19 protein-coding genes are annotated in these 17,254 nt (G+C 69.9%); 17 read left to right on the top strand and 2 right to left on the bottom strand.

Translation table 11 applies throughout. The annotated features are described in order from the left end of the window. Together H5411_RS15990 and H5411_RS15985 are read left to right on the top strand one after the other, a co-directional pair. Complete coding sequence (locus H5411_RS15990; RefSeq protein ID WP_183124270.1) at nucleotides 1-2,310, top strand: [protein-PII] uridylyltransferase; 2,310 nt, start codon at nucleotides 1-3, stop codon at nucleotides 2,308-2,310. A 376-nt stretch (nucleotides 2,311-2,686) separates the two neighbouring features. Beyond that, nucleotides 2,687-3,064 (top strand): hypothetical protein, encoded by a 378-nt coding sequence (locus H5411_RS15985; protein WP_208637304.1) that lies wholly within the window; start codon nucleotides 2,687-2,689, stop codon nucleotides 3,062-3,064. A 198-nt stretch (nucleotides 3,065-3,262) separates the two neighbouring features. On the opposite strand, the gene H5411_RS15980 is transcribed toward H5411_RS15985, so the two are convergent. Both H5411_RS15980 and H5411_RS15975 read right to left on the bottom strand, forming a co-directional pair. Then, on the bottom strand, nucleotides 3,263-3,703 hold the full coding sequence (locus H5411_RS15980; protein ID WP_101435146.1) for a MarR family winged helix-turn-helix transcriptional regulator: 441 nt from the start codon (nucleotides 3,701-3,703) through the stop codon (nucleotides 3,263-3,265). A 9-nt stretch (nucleotides 3,704-3,712) separates the two neighbouring features. Further along, on the bottom strand, nucleotides 3,713-5,506 hold the full coding sequence (locus H5411_RS15975; protein WP_101435145.1) for an ABC transporter ATP-binding protein: 1,794 nt from the start codon (nucleotides 5,504-5,506) through the stop codon (nucleotides 3,713-3,715). A 209-nt stretch (nucleotides 5,507-5,715) separates the two neighbouring features. Here H5411_RS15975 and ffh point away from each other — a divergent pair, with 209 nt between their 5' ends. From ffh to H5411_RS15900, 15 genes are all read left to right on the top strand, one after another. Continuing rightward, a complete protein-coding gene (gene ffh, locus H5411_RS15970) occupies nucleotides 5,716-7,260 on the top strand; it encodes a signal recognition particle protein (RefSeq protein ID WP_101435144.1) in 1,545 nt (514 codons plus the stop codon). Next, nucleotides 7,257-8,330, top strand: coding sequence for an amidohydrolase family protein (locus H5411_RS15965; RefSeq protein WP_101435143.1), 1,074 nt, complete (start codon nucleotides 7,257-7,259; stop codon nucleotides 8,328-8,330). Before ffh ends, H5411_RS15965 begins: the two co-directional genes overlap by 4 nt. Before the next feature lie 43 nt (nucleotides 8,331-8,373). Next, nucleotides 8,374-9,096 (top strand): CPBP family intramembrane glutamic endopeptidase, encoded by a 723-nt coding sequence (locus H5411_RS15960; protein WP_101435142.1) that lies wholly within the window; start codon nucleotides 8,374-8,376, stop codon nucleotides 9,094-9,096. Between the two features lie 104 nt (nucleotides 9,097-9,200). Further along, nucleotides 9,201-9,992, top strand: coding sequence for a CPBP family intramembrane glutamic endopeptidase (locus tag H5411_RS15955; protein WP_167441863.1), 792 nt, complete (start codon nucleotides 9,201-9,203; stop codon nucleotides 9,990-9,992). 187 nt (nucleotides 9,993-10,179) lie between these two features. Then, complete coding sequence (rpsP, locus tag H5411_RS15950) at nucleotides 10,180-10,623, top strand: 30S ribosomal protein S16 (RefSeq protein ID WP_009074451.1); 444 nt, start codon at nucleotides 10,180-10,182, stop codon at nucleotides 10,621-10,623. Next, complete coding sequence (locus H5411_RS15945; protein WP_003103110.1) at nucleotides 10,620-10,859, top strand: RNA-binding protein; 240 nt, start codon at nucleotides 10,620-10,622, stop codon at nucleotides 10,857-10,859. The genes rpsP and H5411_RS15945 overlap by 4 nt, the downstream gene beginning before the upstream one ends. A 25-nt stretch (nucleotides 10,860-10,884) precedes the next feature. Further along, a complete protein-coding gene (gene rimM, locus H5411_RS15940) occupies nucleotides 10,885-11,400 on the top strand; it encodes a ribosome maturation factor RimM (protein WP_101435140.1) in 516 nt (171 codons plus the stop codon). A gap of 10 nt (nucleotides 11,401-11,410) precedes the next feature. Further along, nucleotides 11,411-12,118, top strand: coding sequence for a hypothetical protein (locus tag H5411_RS15935; RefSeq protein WP_244194561.1), 708 nt, complete (start codon nucleotides 11,411-11,413; stop codon nucleotides 12,116-12,118). A gap of 4 nt (nucleotides 12,119-12,122) precedes the next feature. Further along, nucleotides 12,123-12,869, top strand: coding sequence for a tRNA (guanosine(37)-N1)-methyltransferase TrmD (gene trmD / locus H5411_RS15930; protein ID WP_101435139.1), 747 nt, complete (start codon nucleotides 12,123-12,125; stop codon nucleotides 12,867-12,869). A 197-nt stretch (nucleotides 12,870-13,066) separates the two neighbouring features. Then, on the top strand, nucleotides 13,067-13,435 hold the full coding sequence (rplS, locus tag H5411_RS15925) for a 50S ribosomal protein L19 (RefSeq protein ID WP_037366629.1): 369 nt from the start codon (nucleotides 13,067-13,069) through the stop codon (nucleotides 13,433-13,435). Between the two features lie 31 nt (nucleotides 13,436-13,466). Further along, the gene (gene lepB / locus H5411_RS15920; RefSeq protein WP_101435138.1) at nucleotides 13,467-14,393 is read left to right on the top strand and encodes a signal peptidase I; all 927 of its coding nucleotides are present in this window, start codon (nucleotides 13,467-13,469) and stop codon (nucleotides 14,391-14,393) included. Nucleotides 14,394-14,488: 95 nt separating this feature from the next. Next, entirely contained in the window at nucleotides 14,489-15,277 is a 789-nt protein-coding gene (locus tag H5411_RS15915) for a ribonuclease HII (RefSeq protein ID WP_101435137.1), read from the top strand. Beyond that, nucleotides 15,274-15,597 carry a DUF2469 domain-containing protein gene (locus H5411_RS15910; protein WP_003096226.1) on the top strand — a complete coding sequence of 108 codons (324 nt, stop codon included), beginning with the start codon at nucleotides 15,274-15,276 and terminating at the stop codon, nucleotides 15,595-15,597. Before H5411_RS15915 ends, H5411_RS15910 begins: the two co-directional genes overlap by 4 nt. A gap of 242 nt (nucleotides 15,598-15,839) precedes the next feature. Continuing rightward, complete coding sequence (locus H5411_RS15905) at nucleotides 15,840-16,220, top strand: YraN family protein (RefSeq protein ID WP_101435136.1); 381 nt, start codon at nucleotides 15,840-15,842, stop codon at nucleotides 16,218-16,220. Beyond that, on the top strand, nucleotides 16,220-17,254 hold a 1,035-nt coding region (locus tag H5411_RS15900), incomplete at its 3' end, for a YifB family Mg chelatase-like AAA ATPase (protein ID WP_183124269.1). The genes H5411_RS15905 and H5411_RS15900, both read left to right, overlap by 1 nt.

Below are 17,254 nucleotides of genomic sequence, written 5' to 3'. Positions count from 1 at the left end.
ATGACCGACGGGGGAGAACTCGCCCGAGCCACTGCGCTGCTGCTCGAAGGACGGCACGGAGCGCCCGCCCTGCGGACGTCCCTGGTCGATCTGTACGAGTTCTGGCTCGGGAAAGGAGCGACGGCGGCCGGCGTCGACACCGCGGACCCAGGTGTCGCGCTGGTCGCCGTAGGGGGGTTGGGACGGCGCGAGCTGGTGCCGTACTCCGATCTCGATTTAGTGCTGCTGCACAACGGAAACAGTCAGATCGGGGAGATCGCCGACGCGCTGTGGTACCCGCTGTGGGACGCGCGGGTCGGCCTCGACCATTCGGTCCGCACCCCCGGCGAGGCGCTGAAAGTCGCGGCGGAGGACCTGCGGACCGCGCTCGGTCTCCTCGACGCCCGGCACCTGGCCGGCGACCCGGCTCTCACCGAACGCCTCGCTTCCGCCGCCCGCGACCAGTGGCGGCGGACGGCCCGCAAACGTTTGCCGGAGCTGGCCGAATCCGTCCACACCCGATGGCGGCGCAGCGGCGAGATCGCCCAATCCGCCGAGCCGGACCTCAAACACGGCCGCGGCGGCCTCCGCGACTTCGGCGTGCTGGAAGCCCTCGCGGCCGGACAGCTCACCGCGCGACCGGGCGAAGAACTGCTGGCAGCCAAGCAACTCCTGCTCGACGTTCGCACGGAACTGCGCCGCGAATCCCGTCGAGAACGGGACATCCTCAGCGCTCCGGACGCCGACGTCGTCGCGCACGAACTGGAGCTGGGCGACAGATTCGCCTTGGCGCGCAAGCTTTCCGGTGCGGGCCGGACCATCGCGTACGCCGTCGATGTCGCCCTTCGGTCCACTGTGGAACAACCACGCCCGCTTTTCGGTCGACGTCCCGTGCGCCGTCCGTTGGCTGAGGGCGTCGTGTTGCACGGCGACGAAGTCGCGCTGGCCCGAGACGCGCTCCCGGCACGAGACCCGGCGCTCCTGCTTCGCGCGGCAGCCGCGTCGGCTCGGACACAAAAGCCCATCTCACCAGGTACTTTGCGCACGCTCGCCGAGTCCGCGCCCGAGCTGCGCGAGCCGTGGCCGGACGACGCCCGCAACGCCCTCGTCGAACTGCTGGGCGCGGGGGAAGGGCTGGTCGACGCGGTCGAGGCGTTGGACCGCACCGGCCTGTGGGCCCGGCTGTTCCCGGAATGGGGGTCCGTGCGCGACCTGCCGCCGCGGTCGCCCGTGCACCAGTGGACTGTCGACCGGCACCTCGTTCAGGCGTGTGTCGAAGCAGCGAAGCTGACCACCACCGTGTCGCGGCCCGACCTGCTGCTGATCGGCGCGCTGCTGCACGACATCGGCAAGGGCCGCGAGGCCGACCACTCCGAACTGGGTGCGAAGATTTCCGCCTCGGTAGCGCAACGGCTGGGCCTGCCGCCCGAGGACGTCGCGACGGTTTCCGCCATGGTCCGCCACCACCTGCTGCTCCCGCACACCGCGACCAGACGCGACATCGGCGACCCCGCGACCATCTCGCGGGTGGTGAAAACCCTGGACCGCGACGTCGTCCTGCTGGAACTCCTGCACGCCCTGACCCGCGCCGACTCGCTGGCCACCGGACCCGGCGTCTGGACCGACTGGAAGGACCGGCTGCTGGCCGAACTCGTCAGCGGCTGCGAGGAAGCGGTGCACGGCAAGGGTTTCACGCCGCCCGAGCCGCTGGACGACGACCAGCGCGAACTGGTCGCCGAGGCCGCCCGGACCGGCGCCGGGCAGATCCGGATCTCCGCACAGGGCAAGGTCGTCACGGTCCTGCTGGCCGTGCCCGCGGACCGCGAACTGCTCGCCCCCGCGGCCGGGGTGCTGGCACTGAACTCCCTGGAGGTCCACTCCGCGGTTCTGCGCGAACACTCCGGCCGAGGCCGGGCAGGCGTGTTCACCGCGTCGCCGAAGTTCGGCTCGCTCCCGGATCCCGCGCTGCTGCGGGAACAGTTCGCCCGCGCGGTCGCCGGAACGATGCCGCTCACCCAACGGCTGGCCGCGAAGGAACGGGACTACGCCACCTCGTCGCCAGCCGTGGTCAAGCCGGTCGTGCGATGGTTCGACGACGAAACGAGCGGCCCGGACGCCGTCGTGCTGGAACTGCGCGCCGCCGACCGGATCGGCCTGCTGTTCCGCGTGGCAAGCGCCCTGCGCCGCGCCGAGGCCGACGTCCACTGGGCAAAAGCCGCGACCCTAGGCGGCGCCGTCGTCGACTCCTTCGCCCTGTCACCCCGCTCCGGCCACGTCACCCCACAGTGGCGAACCGTGATCACCGAGGCCGTCCTAGCCGCAGTCTCCTGACCGTCCGTGAAGGGCTCCTTGAGGGAATCTAATTCCCTCAAGGAGCCCTTCACGGACCGCCCACCCGCCCACCCGACCGCACCCGCGCACCCGACGATCGAGGCACCCAGACCCTCCCCCGCACCCCGATACGAAGCCTCCCTGCGGTCTGGGGGGTGTTTGTCAAGGCATCTTTCCCGCCTTGACAAGCACCCCCAGACCGTCAGCACAATCCAGCTTCGGGGTGCCCCTCGCAACCGTCTTCTCGCGGCGCAGCCGCGCAGGGCACACCACCTGCAATTGCGCCATCCGGGCTCACCCATTCGGGGTGTCGGAAGCGACAACCCCCGTTCCGATGGCAGGATGGCAGGTCCGAGCAAGGGGCGAGGTGAACGCGGTGCGAGGTCACGAGAACCTGCCCGAGCTTTCGCTGCCCCCGACAGTCGTGGCCGGGCACCTGCGCACCTGCGCCGAAGAACTCTCCGCCCTGCTCCGCGGCGACGGATCGGCCGCCACCCTCGGCGAGCTGTCCGAGGTGGTCACCCAGCTGGTCGCGGGCCAGCACGCGCTGTCTCACGCACTGGCCGGTCTCGCCGGCCGCATGGACGTCCGCAATCCCGCGCTCGCCGCTGTCTCGCCGTCGGAGGTCGAGGTTCTCACCGAAGTCCTCCAGGCCGCGGCCTGCGCGGTGAGCTGCTCGGCCGAGGAACTCGCCGATTCGGAACCGCTCTTCGAGTTCACGAGCGACTCCGCGGGGCCCGACACCCGCGTTTGAGTAGTTCTACTCAGTGCCGATTGAGGGACTTCACGCTGCCGCGCGCCCGGTCCCGGACGGCAGACTTCTCCCCAACGCCGGGTGGTCGAGGGGGAACCGCTCCGCGTGCCTGCGGCGGAAGGCTCCCGGGGAGGTGAGCTCTTCCGCCAGAGTTCCGGGGACGGCCGTGGGGAGCGGCCGCCCCGGGACTCCCAGGCTTCAGGAATCCGCGATCCGCGTCAGCAGCCCCGCCGCGAGCCGGAGCAGCTCCCGCTCGGTCGGGCTGAGCGTCCGTTCGAGAGCAGCGGCCAGCCAGGCCTCCCGCGCGATCGAATAGTTGCGCAGTTCCCGCAGGCCGGCGGGAGTGATGTCGATCAGCGACCGCCGCCCGTCCGCCGGATCGGGAGTGCGCGTGATCCAGCCGCGTTCGGCCAGCGAGGCCAGGATCCGCGTCAGCGACTGCGGGTGCATCCGTTCCGCCTCGGCCAGTTCGCTCGGCGTATGCGTGCCGCCCCGGTACAGCCGCGACAGCACCGCCAGCACCGCCGGTCCCGGGGCGGGCGTGTCCGCCTCGGAGCGCATCCGCCAGTTCAGCCGGCCGACGCCCTCGCGCACCGCCCGGGCCAGCATCGCCAGCTCGTCGGCGGGTTCGGTCTGCATGAGGCCAGATTAGGCGGCCTCTCCTCGGACCAACGCGGCATACCGCCCGTCCAGCGCCAGCAGTTCCGCGTGCGTGCCCCGTTCGACGATCCGCCCGGCGTCCAGCACCGCGATCTGGTCCGCATGCTCCACAGTGGACAGCCGATGCGCGATCGCGATCGTCGTGCGGCCCGCCGCGAGCCGGTCCAGTTCCGCCTGCACCGCCCGTTCGGTGCGGTTGTCCAGCGAACTCGTCGCCTCGTCCAGGATCAGCACCGGCGGATTGCGCAGCAGGATCCGCGCGATCGCCATCCGCTGCTTCTCCCCGCCGGAGAACCGATATCCACGCTCGCCGACCACGGTGTCGTACCCGTCCGGCAGCGCGGCCAGCGTGTCGTGGATGTGCGCGGCCTTCGCGGCGTTCTCCAGCTCCTCGTCGGTGGCGTCCGGCTTCGCGAAACGCAGGTTCTCCCGCACTGACGCGTGGAAGAGATACGTCTCCTGCGACACCAATCCCACCCCGGCAGCCAGCGACGCGAGCGTGACATCCCGGACGTCCGTCCCGTCCACGCATACCTTTCCCTCGGTCACCTCATACAACCGAGCGACCAGGTAGGCGAGCGTCGTCTTCCCCGAACCCGTCGACCCGACCAGCGCTGTCGTGGTCCCCGCGGGCACGTCGAGGTCGATATCGCGCAATGTCCACGGGCCATCGTCGTCGTAGCGGAACGACACCCCGCGCATCGAAACCGCCCCGCCGCTGGGCCGCAGCGTCCGCGCGCCCGGCCGGTCGTCGATCTCCACCGGCAGATCGAGCACCTCGAAGATCCGCCCGAACAACGCCTTCGCCGACGCGACGTTCTGGCCCACCGTTTGCATCGCCGTCGCCGGCGTGAGCAGCCGGTTCAACATGCTGGTGAACGCGACGACGGTGCCCAGCGAAATCGGGGCCGCACCACCGGCGAGCTCCAGCCCGGCTGCCCAATAGACCAGCGCCGGGATGATCGTGAGGCTCATCGTCCGCGCCGCCCGCTGCCACCGCCCGGCCAGCGCGGCACTGCGCTCCAGCGCCGCGACCTCGCGCGACTCCTCGGCGAACCGGTCGCGCATCAGCGTCGCGTTGCCCATCGTCTTGGCCAGCAGCACGCCGGTGACCGACAGCGATTCCTCGACGATCGTGGTCAGCCTCGCCATCCGCCGGGTCCGGCCGCGGGCGAGCTTCCGCTGCTTGCCGCCGAGCCGCAGGGTGAACAGCAGGAACAACGGCACGACGACCAGCGACAACAGCGCCAGCTGCCAGTTCATGACCAGGATCGCCACCGCGATCGCCAGCGCCGTGGTGCCGTTCTGCACGATCGACGCGGCGGTCCCGGTCACGACGTTGTCCACACCGCCGATGTCGTTGAACACCCGCGACAGCACCTCGCCGGTCTTGGTCCGGGTGTAGAAGCCGAGCGACATGCGCTGCAGATGGCTGTACACCGCCACCCGCAGTTCGTTCATCACCCGCTGGCCGATGGTGTTGGACAGCCCGGTCGTCCGCACGCTCAGCGCTCCGGACCCGAGCGCGGCGGCGATCATTCCGGCGGCGAGCAGGCTCACCAGCAGGGCGTCGCGGTGCGGCAGCGCGTCGTCCAGCATCTCCCGCAGCAGGAACGGCGAGGTCACGCCCAGCCCGGCCTGCACGACCAGCAGCGCGCACAGCCCGGCCAGCGCACCCCGGTGCGGCCGGAACAGGCCAGCGATGCGGCTGAACGGGACCTGTTCGTCCTCGTCTCCTGCCGGTTCGGCGAGCGTCGGACGCCGGGCAGTTGCTGATGTCATACGCCTATGTTTACTTAATCCGCGAAGCCGGTCGAACGATTTTCGCGCAGTTGACCTGTTGTCGCTCGGCCAATTAATACGCGGGTGCGTAGTACCCTTCCCGTACCCGTGAAGGCCGGGTGGCCGGGGCGGCTACCCTCGGAAGATGCCGGGGGTGCCGAGCACCGCCCGGCACGCGAACTTTCGACCCAGCTGGAGCGTGCACCCCCGTGTTCGACACCCTCTCCGATCGGCTCACCTCGGCCCTGCAGTCGCTCTCGCGCAAGGGCCGGCTGTCCGACGCCGACATCGACGCCACTGCGCGCGAGATCCGCATCGCGCTGCTGGAAGCGGACGTCGCGCTCCCGGTGGTCAAGGCGTTCATCGCGAAGATCAAGGACCGGGCGAAGGGCGCCGAGGTCTCCCAGGCGCTGAACCCGGCGCAGCAGGTCGTCAAGATCGTCAACGAGGAGCTCGTCGGCATCCTCGGCGGCGAGACGCGGCGGCTGAACCTGGCCAAGAACCCGCCGTCGGTGATCATGCTCGCCGGTCTCCAGGGTGCTGGCAAGACGACGCTGGCCGGCAAGCTGGCGATGTGGCTGAAGAAACAGGGCCACGCGCCGATGCTGGTCGCCTGTGACCTCCAGCGGCCGAACGCGGTCACCCAGCTGCAGGTCGTCGGCGAGCGGGCGGGCGTCACCACGTTCGCGCCGGAGCCGGGCAACGGCGTCGGCGACCCGGTCGACGTCGCCCGCCGCGCGATCGAAGAGGCCAAGCACGCGCAGCACGACATCGTGGTCGTCGACACCGCGGGCCGCCTGGGTGTCGACGAAGAGCTGATGAAGCAGGCCGCGGACATCCGCGAGGCCGTGCAGCCGGACGAAGTCCTGTTCGTGGTCGACGCCATGATCGGTCAGGACGCGGTCACCACGGCCGAGGCGTTCCGCGATGGTGTCGGCTTCACCGGCGTGGTGCTCACGAAGCTCGACGGCGACGCCCGCGGTGGTGCCGCGCTGTCCGTCCGCGAGGTCACCGGCCAGCCGATCCTCTTCGCGTCCAACGGCGAAAAGCTCGAGGACTTCGACACGTTCCACCCGGACCGGATGGCCTCGCGCATCCTGGGCATGGGCGACGTGCTGACCCTGATCGAGCAGGCCGAACAGCACTTCGACCAGGAGCAGGCCGAACAGGCCGCGCAAAAGCTCACCAGCGGCCAGCTCACGCTGGAGGACTTCCTCGAGCAGATGCTCGCGGTGCGCAAGATGGGCCCGATCGGCAACCTGCTCGGCATGCTGCCCGGCGCGGGCCAGATGAAAGACCAGCTCGCCGCGGTCGACGACAAGCAGCTCGACCGGCTCCAGGCGATCATCCGCGGCATGACCCCCGCCGAGCGCGCCGACCCGAAGATCATCAACGGCTCGCGCCGGCTGCGCATCGCGAACGGCTCCGGCGTCACCGTCCGCGAGGTCAACGACCTGGTCAACCGCTTCTTCGAGGCGCGCAAGATGATGGCGCAGATGGCCGGCCGGTTCGGCTTCGGCGGCGGAGGCGGCGGGAGCAAGAACCGCAAGGGCAAGAAGGGGAAGAAGGGCAAGGGGCGCGGCCCCACGCAGCCGAAGATGCGCGGCGGGATGCCCGGTGGCATGCCGATGCTTCCCCCGGGCGGCATGGGCGGCGGCGGGATGCCGGACCTGTCCCAGCTCGGCGGCATGAACGACGTGCCCGGCTTCGACCCGTCCAAGTTCAAGCTGCCGAAGGACCCGAAGAGCAATTGAGCCCGCTGCACCTGCACGGCACCGTCCTGCCTGACGGCGAACCGCGTGACCTCTGGATTCAGGACGGAAAGCTGTCGTTCGAGCCGATTCCCGGCGCGGAAACGCTGTCCACCGGCGGATTCGTGGTCCCGGGACTCGTCGACGCGCACTGCCACCCGGGCCTCGGCCCGCACGGCGGACTGTCGGTCGAGGAGGCGGCGGACCAGGCGGCGACCGACCGCGACGCGGGCACCCTGCTGATCCGCGACTGCGGCCTGCCCCTGGACGTCCGGCCGCTGCAATCGCGCGCCGACCTGCCGACGATCATCCGCTGCGGACGCCACCTGGCGCTGCCGAAGCGGTACATTCCCGGCTTCGCGATCGAACTGGACGACCCGCCGCTGCTGCCCGAAGCGGTCGCCGAACAGGCCCGCGACGGCGACGGCTGGGTCAAGCTCGTCGGCGACTGGATCGACCGCGGCCAAGGCGACCTCGCACCGCTGTGGCCGGACGACGTGCTGGCCGAAGCCATCCGCATCGCCCACGACCTCGGCGCACGCGTCACCGCGCACGTGTTCGGCGAAGCCGCGTTGCCGGGCCTGATCGGCGCGGGCATCGACTGTCTCGAACACGGCACCGCGCTGTCGCCAGACCAGCTCGCCGAACTCGCGCGCCGCGACGTCGCGTTGGTGCCGACGCTCATCAACATCGAGAACTTCCCGGGCATCGCGGACAAGGCAGGCAAGTACCCGACGTACGCGGCCCACATGCGCGCGCTGCACACCGGTGTCGCCGACATGGTCTCTTCGGCGGTTGAAGCGGGCGTACGCGTCTTCGCGGGCACGGACGCGGGCGGCATGGTCGCGCACGGCCGTATCGCCGACGAGGTCGAAGCGCTTCATCGTGCGGGCATGTCGCGTACGCAGGCTCTCGCGAGCGCGTCCTGGGAAGCGCGCGAATGGCTGGGCCACCCCGGCATCGAGCACGGTGCCCCGGCGGACCTGATCGTTTACGCCGACGACCCGCGCGCCGACCTCGCCGCCCTGCACCACCCGACCCACATCGTCTTGGGCGGCACCGTCTTCCACTGACCCCGCCTCGATGTGCCACAGCACAGGCACATAGCGTGAACCCGTGGCCGAAGACCGTGGGGGAAAGCGAATTCTGGGTGCCCATTGGGCCTTCGCCGCGTTCTTCTTCGGCGTAGCCGGCTACTACCTCGTCACCCTCCTCACCTCGGCCGCGTTCAACCGGCACGTCGGCGACGACGACCCGGTCGAGGCGTACGCGGGACCGTTGCTGCTGCTGGCTTTCCTGCCGAACCTGGTGCTCGGCCTCGGCCCGGCGATCGCCTCGCTGCGGTACGGCTCCGGCCTCGAACGCGACTTCGGGCTCCGCGTCCGGGGCCGCGACCTCCGGATCGGTCTCGCCTGCGGGTTGCTCGCGCTCGTCGTCGGCTTCGTGCTGAACGCCGCCGAAATCGCCGTCTTCGGCGGCGACGAGGTGTCCGACAGCCCGCTCACCGACCTGCCCGACGTGTCCGGCGGCAGCACGCTCTGGCTCGTCACGACCGCACTGGTGCTGGTGATCGCCGTCCCGCTCACCGAGGAACTGCTTCTGCGCGGGGTGCTGTGGAACGCCCTGCTGCACTACAAGATCCCGCCGTGGGTGGTGCTCGTCCTCACCTCGTTGATGTTCGCGCTGCTGCACGGCGAGACCACGCGCACGATCGCGCTGTTCGGCCAGGGTCTGGTCCTCGGGCTGGCGCGGCAGTATTCGGGCCGGACGTCGGCGAGCGTGCTCGCGCACGCGGCCAACAACCTGCCGCCCGCCGTCCTCCTCTTCACCGGGCACTGAGGGCAGGCGGGCGATGCGGAAGCCGGTGACCAGCCGAGTACTGTGCGAAATCATTTCGGCCGCTAGGCTCGACCGGTGAGCAGAGCGAGCACGGGGAGGCGGGCGTGACCACATCACAGCCCGGTGAACCCCTCTCTCGCGCGCTCTCCCCGGAGGACTTCGTGGCCGAACCGACCGCGTTCCCGGCGCATCGCTGGGGATTCGGGGCGTTCCTGCTGGTCGAGGCGGTGCTGCTGGCGTCGGCCGCGTTCATCGGCGCACTGTCCGGGCCGACGGCTCCGGGCAGGCCGCTGCCGATCAGCACGGTGCTGCTCGGCACGATGCTGCCCACCATGATCGCCGCCGGCGTCGCGGTGCTGATCACCGTCGTCCGCGGCAACGGGCCGAAGCTCGACCTGCGGCTCGAATGGCGCTGGGCGGACGTCTGGACCGGCCTCAAATTCGGCATGCTCGGCCTCGTGCTCACCTCGCTGAGCGCCTACGTGTGGACCCAGCTGGTCGGCACGGCGGACGCGACGTCGGCGATCAGCGCGCTGGTCGACGACCGCAAGATGTCCGTGCCCGCCGCCGCGGTGATGTTCGGCTACCTGTGGCTGCTCGGGCCGATCTGCGAGGAGATCATCTACCGCGGCCTGCTCTGGGGAGCGGTCGAGCGGCTGCAATGGCGCAGCGAGCGCTGGGGCCGGATCGCCGCGTTCCTGCTGTCCACCGCGGTCTTCGCGGCCAGCCACCTGGAACCGCTGCGCACCACGCTGCTGCTGGTGATCTCGATCCCGATCGGGCTGGCCCGGCTGTCCACCGGACGGCTGGCCGGCAGCATCGTCGCGCACGCGGTCAACAACTTCCTGCCCGCGGTCGCGATCCTGCTCGGCGCGCTCGGCCTCGCGTCGTTCTGAGGCCCGGCGGGGCCTGCGCGGGAGCCCCTGCGCAGGCACAACGACGCATCTGGCAGAATGTTTGCTTGCCCGCTTCCGCCGGACCCTCTCGCCGTGTGGAAGCTCCTGACCTCCGGGCACCGCGAGCCTGTCCCCACGGGCTCCGCGCGCGCCCTGCACCACACAGCACTGAGGAGTACCCACACCCGTGGCCGTCAAGATCAAGCTGCAGCGCCTCGGCAAGATCCGTGCGCCGTACTACCGCATCATCATCGCCGACGCGCGCACCCGCCGGGACGGCAAGGCCATCGAGACGATCGGCAAGTACCACCCGAAGGAAGAGCCGAGCTTCATCGAGGTCGACACCGAGCGGGCGCAGTACTGGCTGGGCGTCGGCGCGCAGCCGACCGAGCCGGTCCAGCGCATCCTCGAGATCACCGGCGACTGGCAGAAGTTCAAGGGCCTGCCGGGCGCCGAGGGCACCCTGAAGGTGGCCGAGCCGAAGCCGTCCAAGCAGGACCTGTTCAACGCGGCCCTGGCCGCGGCCGGCGAGGAGCCCTCCACCGAGGCCGTCACGCCGAAGAAGAAGTCGGCCCCGAAGAAGGCCGAGGCCGAGAAGGCCGAAGCTGCTGAGGGCGAGAAGTCCGAGTGAGCTTCCTCGCCGACTCCCTCGAGCACCTGGTGCGCGGGATCGTCGACAACCCGGACGAGGTCCGGGTCGAGCTGCTGACCACGCGTCGTGGCCGCACGCTCGAGGTGCACGTCCACCCCGACGATCTCGGCAAGGTGATCGGCCGGGGCGGGCGCACCGCGACCGCTCTGCGCACCGTGATGGGCGGCATCGGCGGCCGCGGCGTCCGGGTGGACGTCGTCGACACCGATCGCTGATCCGGATTCTCGGAAACGGTCAGGTATGGACGTCGTAGTCGGCCGTATCGCGAAGGCGCACGGCATCCGCGGCGAGCTCGCGGTCGACGTGCGCACGGATTCGCCGCAGGAGCGGTTCGCGATCGGTGCGGTCGTCACGACGAAGCTGCGCGACGGCAGCACGAGAGAACTCACCATCGCAGCCGCCCGCGAACATAGCGGGCGGCTGCTGGTGCGTTTCGAGGAAGTGCTCACGCGCGACGTCGCGGAAACCCTGCGCGGCGCCCTGCTGCTGGCGGACACCGACGCGCTGCCGCCCACCGGCGACCCGGACGAGTTCTACGACCACGAGCTGGCCGGCCTGCGCGCCGAACTGCTCGACGGGACCGTCGTGGGCAAGGTCGTCGAGGTGGTCCACTCGCCGGCCGGGGAACTGCTCGAACTCGATCACGACGGGCGCTCGGTGTTGGTACCGTTCGTCCGCGCCATCGTCCCGGTGGTGGACGTCGCGGGGGGCCGGGTCGTGCTCGATCCGCCCGAGGGCCTCCTCGACGCCGAGTGAGGGGGAGCTCGTGAAGTTCTGGATGAAGGCCGGCTTCGCGGCTGTTCTGGCCACCGCTTTCGCCGCGCCGCCCGCGCAGGCCGCTTCGCCGGTGTACGGCGATTTTTCGCTGATGTTCCAGCGCAGCGCTGGCCAGTACGCCCCGCCGGGGGAGAAGGCGTTCCAGTGGGCGTGGTCGCCGCAGTCGGCCACCGAATCGCAGATCACCTGGGGTGACCCGGTCACGTGGCCGCCGGCGACCGCTGAGCACTTCGTCCGCTCGGGCGACTGGGTGCTGCTCGACGGCTGGGACGGCAACGGCACCTACTACTCGCAGCGGGTCACCGAAGAGTCCGCATGCGACGGGGCCCAATGCACGGCGATCCCGTCCGACGGCGGCCGCCAGCACTACGTGCGCTGGACCGTGCCGTCCACCGACTACCGGCTCGTCGCGCGCGGCACGATCACCAGGCAGAGCTCGGGCAAGGTCGTCCACTTCGAACACCTGCAGACGTGGGGCGCGCCCGCTCCGTGCTCGAACGCCCGTTTCGGTGCGCGAACCTGCATTACGCAGACCGAGACGTGGTCGGACGACAACGGGCTGCCCGCCGGGTCGCCGATGCGGGAGACCCTGCACCGCAGCATCAAGATCGCGAAGGGGCTCGGCATGGCCTTCGCGATCGACCAGGACGTCCCGAGCCCGTGGCACGCCGAGGCCACCGAGTACTGGAACTGGTAACCGCTTGCGCATCGACGTCGTCACCATTTTCCCCGAGTACCTCGACCCGCTGCGCGCCGCGCTGCTGGGCCGGGCGATCGACCGCGGCCTGATCGAGGTCGGTGTGCACGACCTGCGCGACTGGACCCACGACGTGCACCGCGCGGTCGACGACGCGCCGTACGGCGGCGGTCCCGGCATGGTCATGAAGCCGCAGATCTGGGGCCCGGCCCTGGACGACGTGTGCGGCGAGGAGACCCGGCTCGTGGTCCCGACCCCCGCGGGAAAGCCGTTCACCCAGGAGTTGGCACACGCGTACGCGGAGGAAAAGCACCTGGTGTTCGCCTGCGGCCGCTACGAGGGCATCGACCAGCGGGTCGTCGACGACGCCGCCCGCCGGATGCCGGTCGACGAGGTCTCGATCGGCGACTACGTGCTGGTCGGCGGCGAGGCAGCGGTGCTGGTGATCGTCGAGGCCGTGGTCCGGCTGCTGCCGGGCGTGCTCGGCAACGCGCGGTCGGCGGCCGAGGACTCGTTCTCCGACGGCCTGCTCGAAGGCCCCAGCTACACCCGCCCGGAGGTGTGGCGCGACCTGGCGGTGCCGGACGTGCTGCGCTCGGGCAACCACGCGCTGATCGACCGCTGGCGGCGCGACCAGGCGCTCGAGCGCACCGCGCGGCGGCGGCCGGACCTGCTGGCCCAGCTGCCGGAGGGCAGCCTGGACAAACGGGACCGCGAGGTGCTCGAAGGGCTGGACGACCAGCCCGGATAGGCCCCGTGCGAGGTCTCCGGGGGCCTCTGCCATAATGAATCAGTTGGCGTGACGTGCGAGTTTTTACTAGGGCCAGTGGCCGGAGTAAAGGACCGCGAGGCCAACCGTGAATGCCATCAGCCCCGGGCTAGTCGCAGTGAACTCCACTGCGCGCTCAAGCTGTACGTAAGCCACACGAATACGAGGACGGACCACCGATGAACACCCTGGACGCGCTGGACGCGCAGTCACTGCGTTCCGACATCCCGGACTTCCGCCCCGGCGACACGCTCAAGGTGCACGTCCGCGTCATCGAGGGCAACCGCGAGCGCAACCAGGTCTTCCAGGGCGTCGTGATCCGCCGTCAGGGCGGCGGCATCCGGGAGACCTTCACCGTGCGCAAGGTTTCGTTCGGCGTCGGCGTCGAGCGCACCTTCCCGGTGCACTCGCCGAACCTGTCGCAGGTCGAGGTCTTCAAGCGCGGCGACGTCCGCCGGGCGAAGCTGTACTACCTGCGCGAGCTGCGCGGCAAGAAGGCCAAGATCAAGGAGCGCCGCGAGAACCGCGAGACCACCTCCGCCTCCTGAGTGACGAGTCGGCTACCGGTAGCCTGGCGACGTGGTCGAACCTGTGTCGCGGAACGCCGATGAGGACGGCCCCGAACGCCCGGAGGAGGACCAGGAACGGTCCGGCGGGCGTCGGGGGTCGCACCGGCGAGGCAAGTCCTCGAAAAAGCGGTCGTTCTGGAAGGAACTGCCGATCCTGATCGTGATCGCGCTGGTGCTCACGATCCTGATCCAGGCGTTCCTCGCCAAGGTCTACATGATCCCTTCGGGATCCATGGAGTCCACGCTGCACGGCTGCCCCGGCTGCACCGGCGACCGGATCCTGGTCGACCGCGTCACTTACGACTTCACCGACCCCTCCCCGGGGGATGTGATCGTGTTCAAGGGTCCGCCCGCGTGGACCGAGAACGAGATCGCGCCGCAGGAGTCGAGCAACATCGTCGTCCGAGCGCTGCGCGGCATCGGCTCGCTGGTCGGCTTCGCGCCGCCGGACGAGCGGGACTTCGTCAAACGCGTCATCGCCACCGGCGGCCAGACCGTCCAGTGCTGCGACAACCGCAACCGGGTGATCGTCGACGGCAAATCCCTCGACGAGCCCTACATCCACTGGGAAGACCCGAACCACCCCGTTCAGGAGTCGTTCGCCCCGGTGAAGGTCCCGCAGGGCACCGTCTGGGTGATGGGCGACAACCGCAACAACTCCGCCGATTCGCGGTATCAGGGCGGCGGCGGTCCCAACGGTGCGGTGCCCGTGGACCACGTCATCGGCAAGGCCCGCATCATCGTGCTGCCGCCGAGCCGCTGGGGCGGGATCTCGGACCACAATCCGCAGCAGAACGCCCAGCCGGTCGCGCTCGGCGCGCCCGCCTGGCAGGAAGGGCTGCCGCTCGGCATCGGCTTCGCCACCGCGGTGCCCACGCTCTTCGTCGGACGCCGCGTGAAGGCTGGCCTCCGCAAGGCGGCCGGCCGGACACGGTAAGCAGTGCGTTCCGTCGTCCGCGACTCCCGGGTGGTGTTTCGGTGACTCTCCCTCCTCCCCGTATTCCGGCAGAACCGCTCCGCCCGCCGCGCGCTGTGGTGCGCGGCGAGCTGTTCTGGGGTCTGCAAGGCGCACTCGAACGCCGCGGCCTCGGCCCGGTCGCCGGTGTGGACGAGGCCGGTGCCGGAGCCTGTGCGGGTCCGCTCGTGGTGGCTTCGTGCGTGCTCCGTCCCGGCGACGGCGCGCGACTGCCCGAGCTGACCGATTCGAAGATGCTCACCGCGAAGGCCCGGGAACGGGTTTACGACCGGGTGCTGCAACGCGCCCTCGACTACTCGGTGATCGTCATCCCCTCCGAGCAGGTGGACTTGCTCGGCATCCGGGTGATGAACCTGGAAGGCATGCGCCGCGCCGTCGCCGGTCTGCGCACCCATCCCGGGTACGTCCTCACCGACGGTTTCCCGATTCCCGGCATTCCCGCGCCGAACGTCGCGGTGATCAAGGGGGACCGCAGTGTCGCGAGCATCGCGGCGGCGTCCGTCCTGGCGAAGGTGACGAGGGACCGGATCATGGCCGGCCTGCACGAAGAGTTGCCGGCCTATGGGTTCGACGTGCACAAGGGCTACAGCACCGCGGACCATTTGGCTGCGCTGAGTGAGCACGGCCCGAGCCCGGCGCACCGCTGGTCCTACACGAATGTCGCCACTATCGCCCTCGCACACGGAGTCACTGCCCCGCATCCGGTCGTGCTCACCTACGCTGCACTGGAGAATGCCCTGGAAAATGCGGGCGGGCCGGTCCGTGCCCCGGACCGCTCGGTGGGTAAGAATGAACGCTCCGCCGCCGGAGCAGGACGAACGCGAGGAGGGGCGCGGATTTCATGAGCGCAGAGGATCTCGAGAAGTACGAGACCGAGATGGAGCTCTCGCTGTACCGCGAGTATCGCGACATAGTGGGCCAGTTCTCGTACGTGGTGGAGACCGAGCGGCGGTTCTACCTGGCCAACGCGGTGGACGTGCAGGTCCGCGACGGCGGTGGCGAGGTGTACTTCGAGGTGCGCATGTCGGACGCCTGGGTGTGGGACATGTACCGCCCCGCCCGGTTCGTCAAGCACGTCCGGGTCATCACCTTCAAGGACGTCAACGTCGAAGAACTGGACAAACCCGATCTGCGGCTCCCGGAAGACGGTCCGTTCTCGGGCTGACCCGCTCTTTCGCCACGAAGGCCACCCGGCACTGCCCGGTGGCCTTCGTCGTTCTCCGGCCGGCCCGCACACCGCACCGACAATTCCGTCGCTTCCTGTCCTTTGAGACCAGCCGCGATCCACAACCCCCGGGTTATCCACAGCTGCGCGGAATCCCCCTGGCGCGGGCGCTGATCACGTTGCGATCGTGAAAGTACACGCACCGTGATCGGCGGTGCTCACGCTGTTCGAGGGGGACCACCATGAACGACGGCCCGCACCCCGGCACGCACTGGCGCCGGACGTTCGGCCGCTGGGGCGAGGACCTCGCCGCCCGGCATCTGCAGGCCGCCGGCATGGTCCTGCTCAGCCGGAACTGGCACTGCCGCGAGGGTGAACTCGACCTGGTCCTGTCCGAAGGCGACCGGGTGATCTTCTGCGAGGTCAAAACCCGCTCCAGCACCGAATACGGCACCCCGGCCGAGTCGGTCACTCCGGAAAAGATCGACCGCGTCCACCGAGCCGCCATGCGCTGGCTCAAGGAACATCGAGTCGGCTGGTGCCGCATCCGCTACGACGTCGTGACCGTCTACGCGCCAAACGGCGAAGAGCCCGTCGTGCGGCATCTGGTGGGGGCTTTCTGATGCCGCACGCCAAAACCTGGTCCGTCGCGTTGCTCGGCATCGAAGGCCGCGTAGTGGAAATCGAAGCTGACCTAGGCGGCGGCCTCAGCCGAGTGACCCTGGTCGGCCTGCCTGACGCCGGCCTCCGCGAGGCGAAAGACCGAGTCCGCTCCGCAGTCCGCAATTCCGGCCAGTCCTGGCCGGACGGCAAAATCACGCTAGCCCTGTCGCCCGCCAACCTGCCCAAAATGGGCTCCGGCTACGACCTGGGCATCGCGGCCGCGGTCCTAGCCGCCATCGGCGCCGTCCCAGGCCGGAAACTCCTGCACACCATCCTGCTAGGCGAACTCGCGCTGGACGGCCGAATCCGCCCCGTGCGCGGTGTCCTCCCCGGCCTGCTGGCCGCCAAAGCCGCCGGTCACGAACGCGCCGTAGTACCGACTGAATCCTTAGTTGAGGCCGCCCTCGTAGACGGCCTGGAAGTCTCCGGCGTCACGCGCCTGGCCGAACTCATCGCCTGGCTGAAAGACGAAGGCGACCTGGAACCTCCCGCCGCTCCCACAGCTGTCGCGCCTGCGGCAGTCCCCGACCTAGCCGACGTAGTAGGTCAACCGGAAGCCCGCTGGGCCCTGGAAGTCGCCGCGGCAGGAGGCCACCATCTCCTGCTCACCGGCCCGCCCGGCGTCGGCAAAAGCATGCTCGCCAGACGTCTCCCCGGTCTGTTGCCGGACCTCTCCCCGGACGAATCCCTGGAGGTAACCGCCATCCACTCCGTAGACGGCTCCCTGTCGAAGTCGTCTCCCCTGGTGACGGTCCCGCCATTCGTCGCGCCGCACCACTCGATCAGCCCGCCAGCCCTCATCGGCGGCGGCACGGGTCTGGCCGCTCCCGGTGCCATCAGCCGAGCCCACCGAGGCGTCCTTTTCCTAGACGAGGCCTGCGAATTCGGCAACCAACGCCTCGACTCGCTCCGCACCGTCCTAGAAGAAGGCGAAGTCCGCATCGCCCGGGCCAAAGGCGTCGTCCGCTATCCCGCCCAGTTCCAGCTAGTTCTC

It is taken from the genome of Amycolatopsis echigonensis, from assembly GCF_014174495.1.
GTDB lineage: Bacteria > Actinomycetota > Actinomycetes > Mycobacteriales > Pseudonocardiaceae > Amycolatopsis > Amycolatopsis echigonensis.
The sequence above is the reverse complement of the archived record's forward strand: the minus strand, read 5'-3'. Positions and strand labels throughout refer to the sequence as shown.

Coding starts and splice junctions, on each gene's coding strand:
- H5411_RS15990 (WP_183124270.1), top strand. CDS start 1: ATGACCGACGGGGGAGAACTCGCCCGAGCCACTGCGCTGCTGCTCGAA.
- H5411_RS15980 (WP_101435146.1), bottom strand. CDS start 3,703: ATGCAGACCGAACCCGCCGACGAGCTGGCGATGCTGGCCCGGGCGGTG.
- H5411_RS15975 (WP_101435145.1), bottom strand. CDS start 5,506: ATGACATCAGCAACTGCCCGGCGTCCGACGCTCGCCGAACCGGCAGGA.
- rimM (WP_101435140.1), top strand. CDS start 10,885: ATGGACGTCGTAGTCGGCCGTATCGCGAAGGCGCACGGCATCCGCGGC.
- rplS (WP_037366629.1), top strand. CDS start 13,067: ATGAACACCCTGGACGCGCTGGACGCGCAGTCACTGCGTTCCGACATC.
- H5411_RS15910 (WP_003096226.1), top strand. CDS start 15,274: ATGAGCGCAGAGGATCTCGAGAAGTACGAGACCGAGATGGAGCTCTCG.
- H5411_RS15905 (WP_101435136.1), top strand. CDS start 15,840: ATGAACGACGGCCCGCACCCCGGCACGCACTGGCGCCGGACGTTCGGC.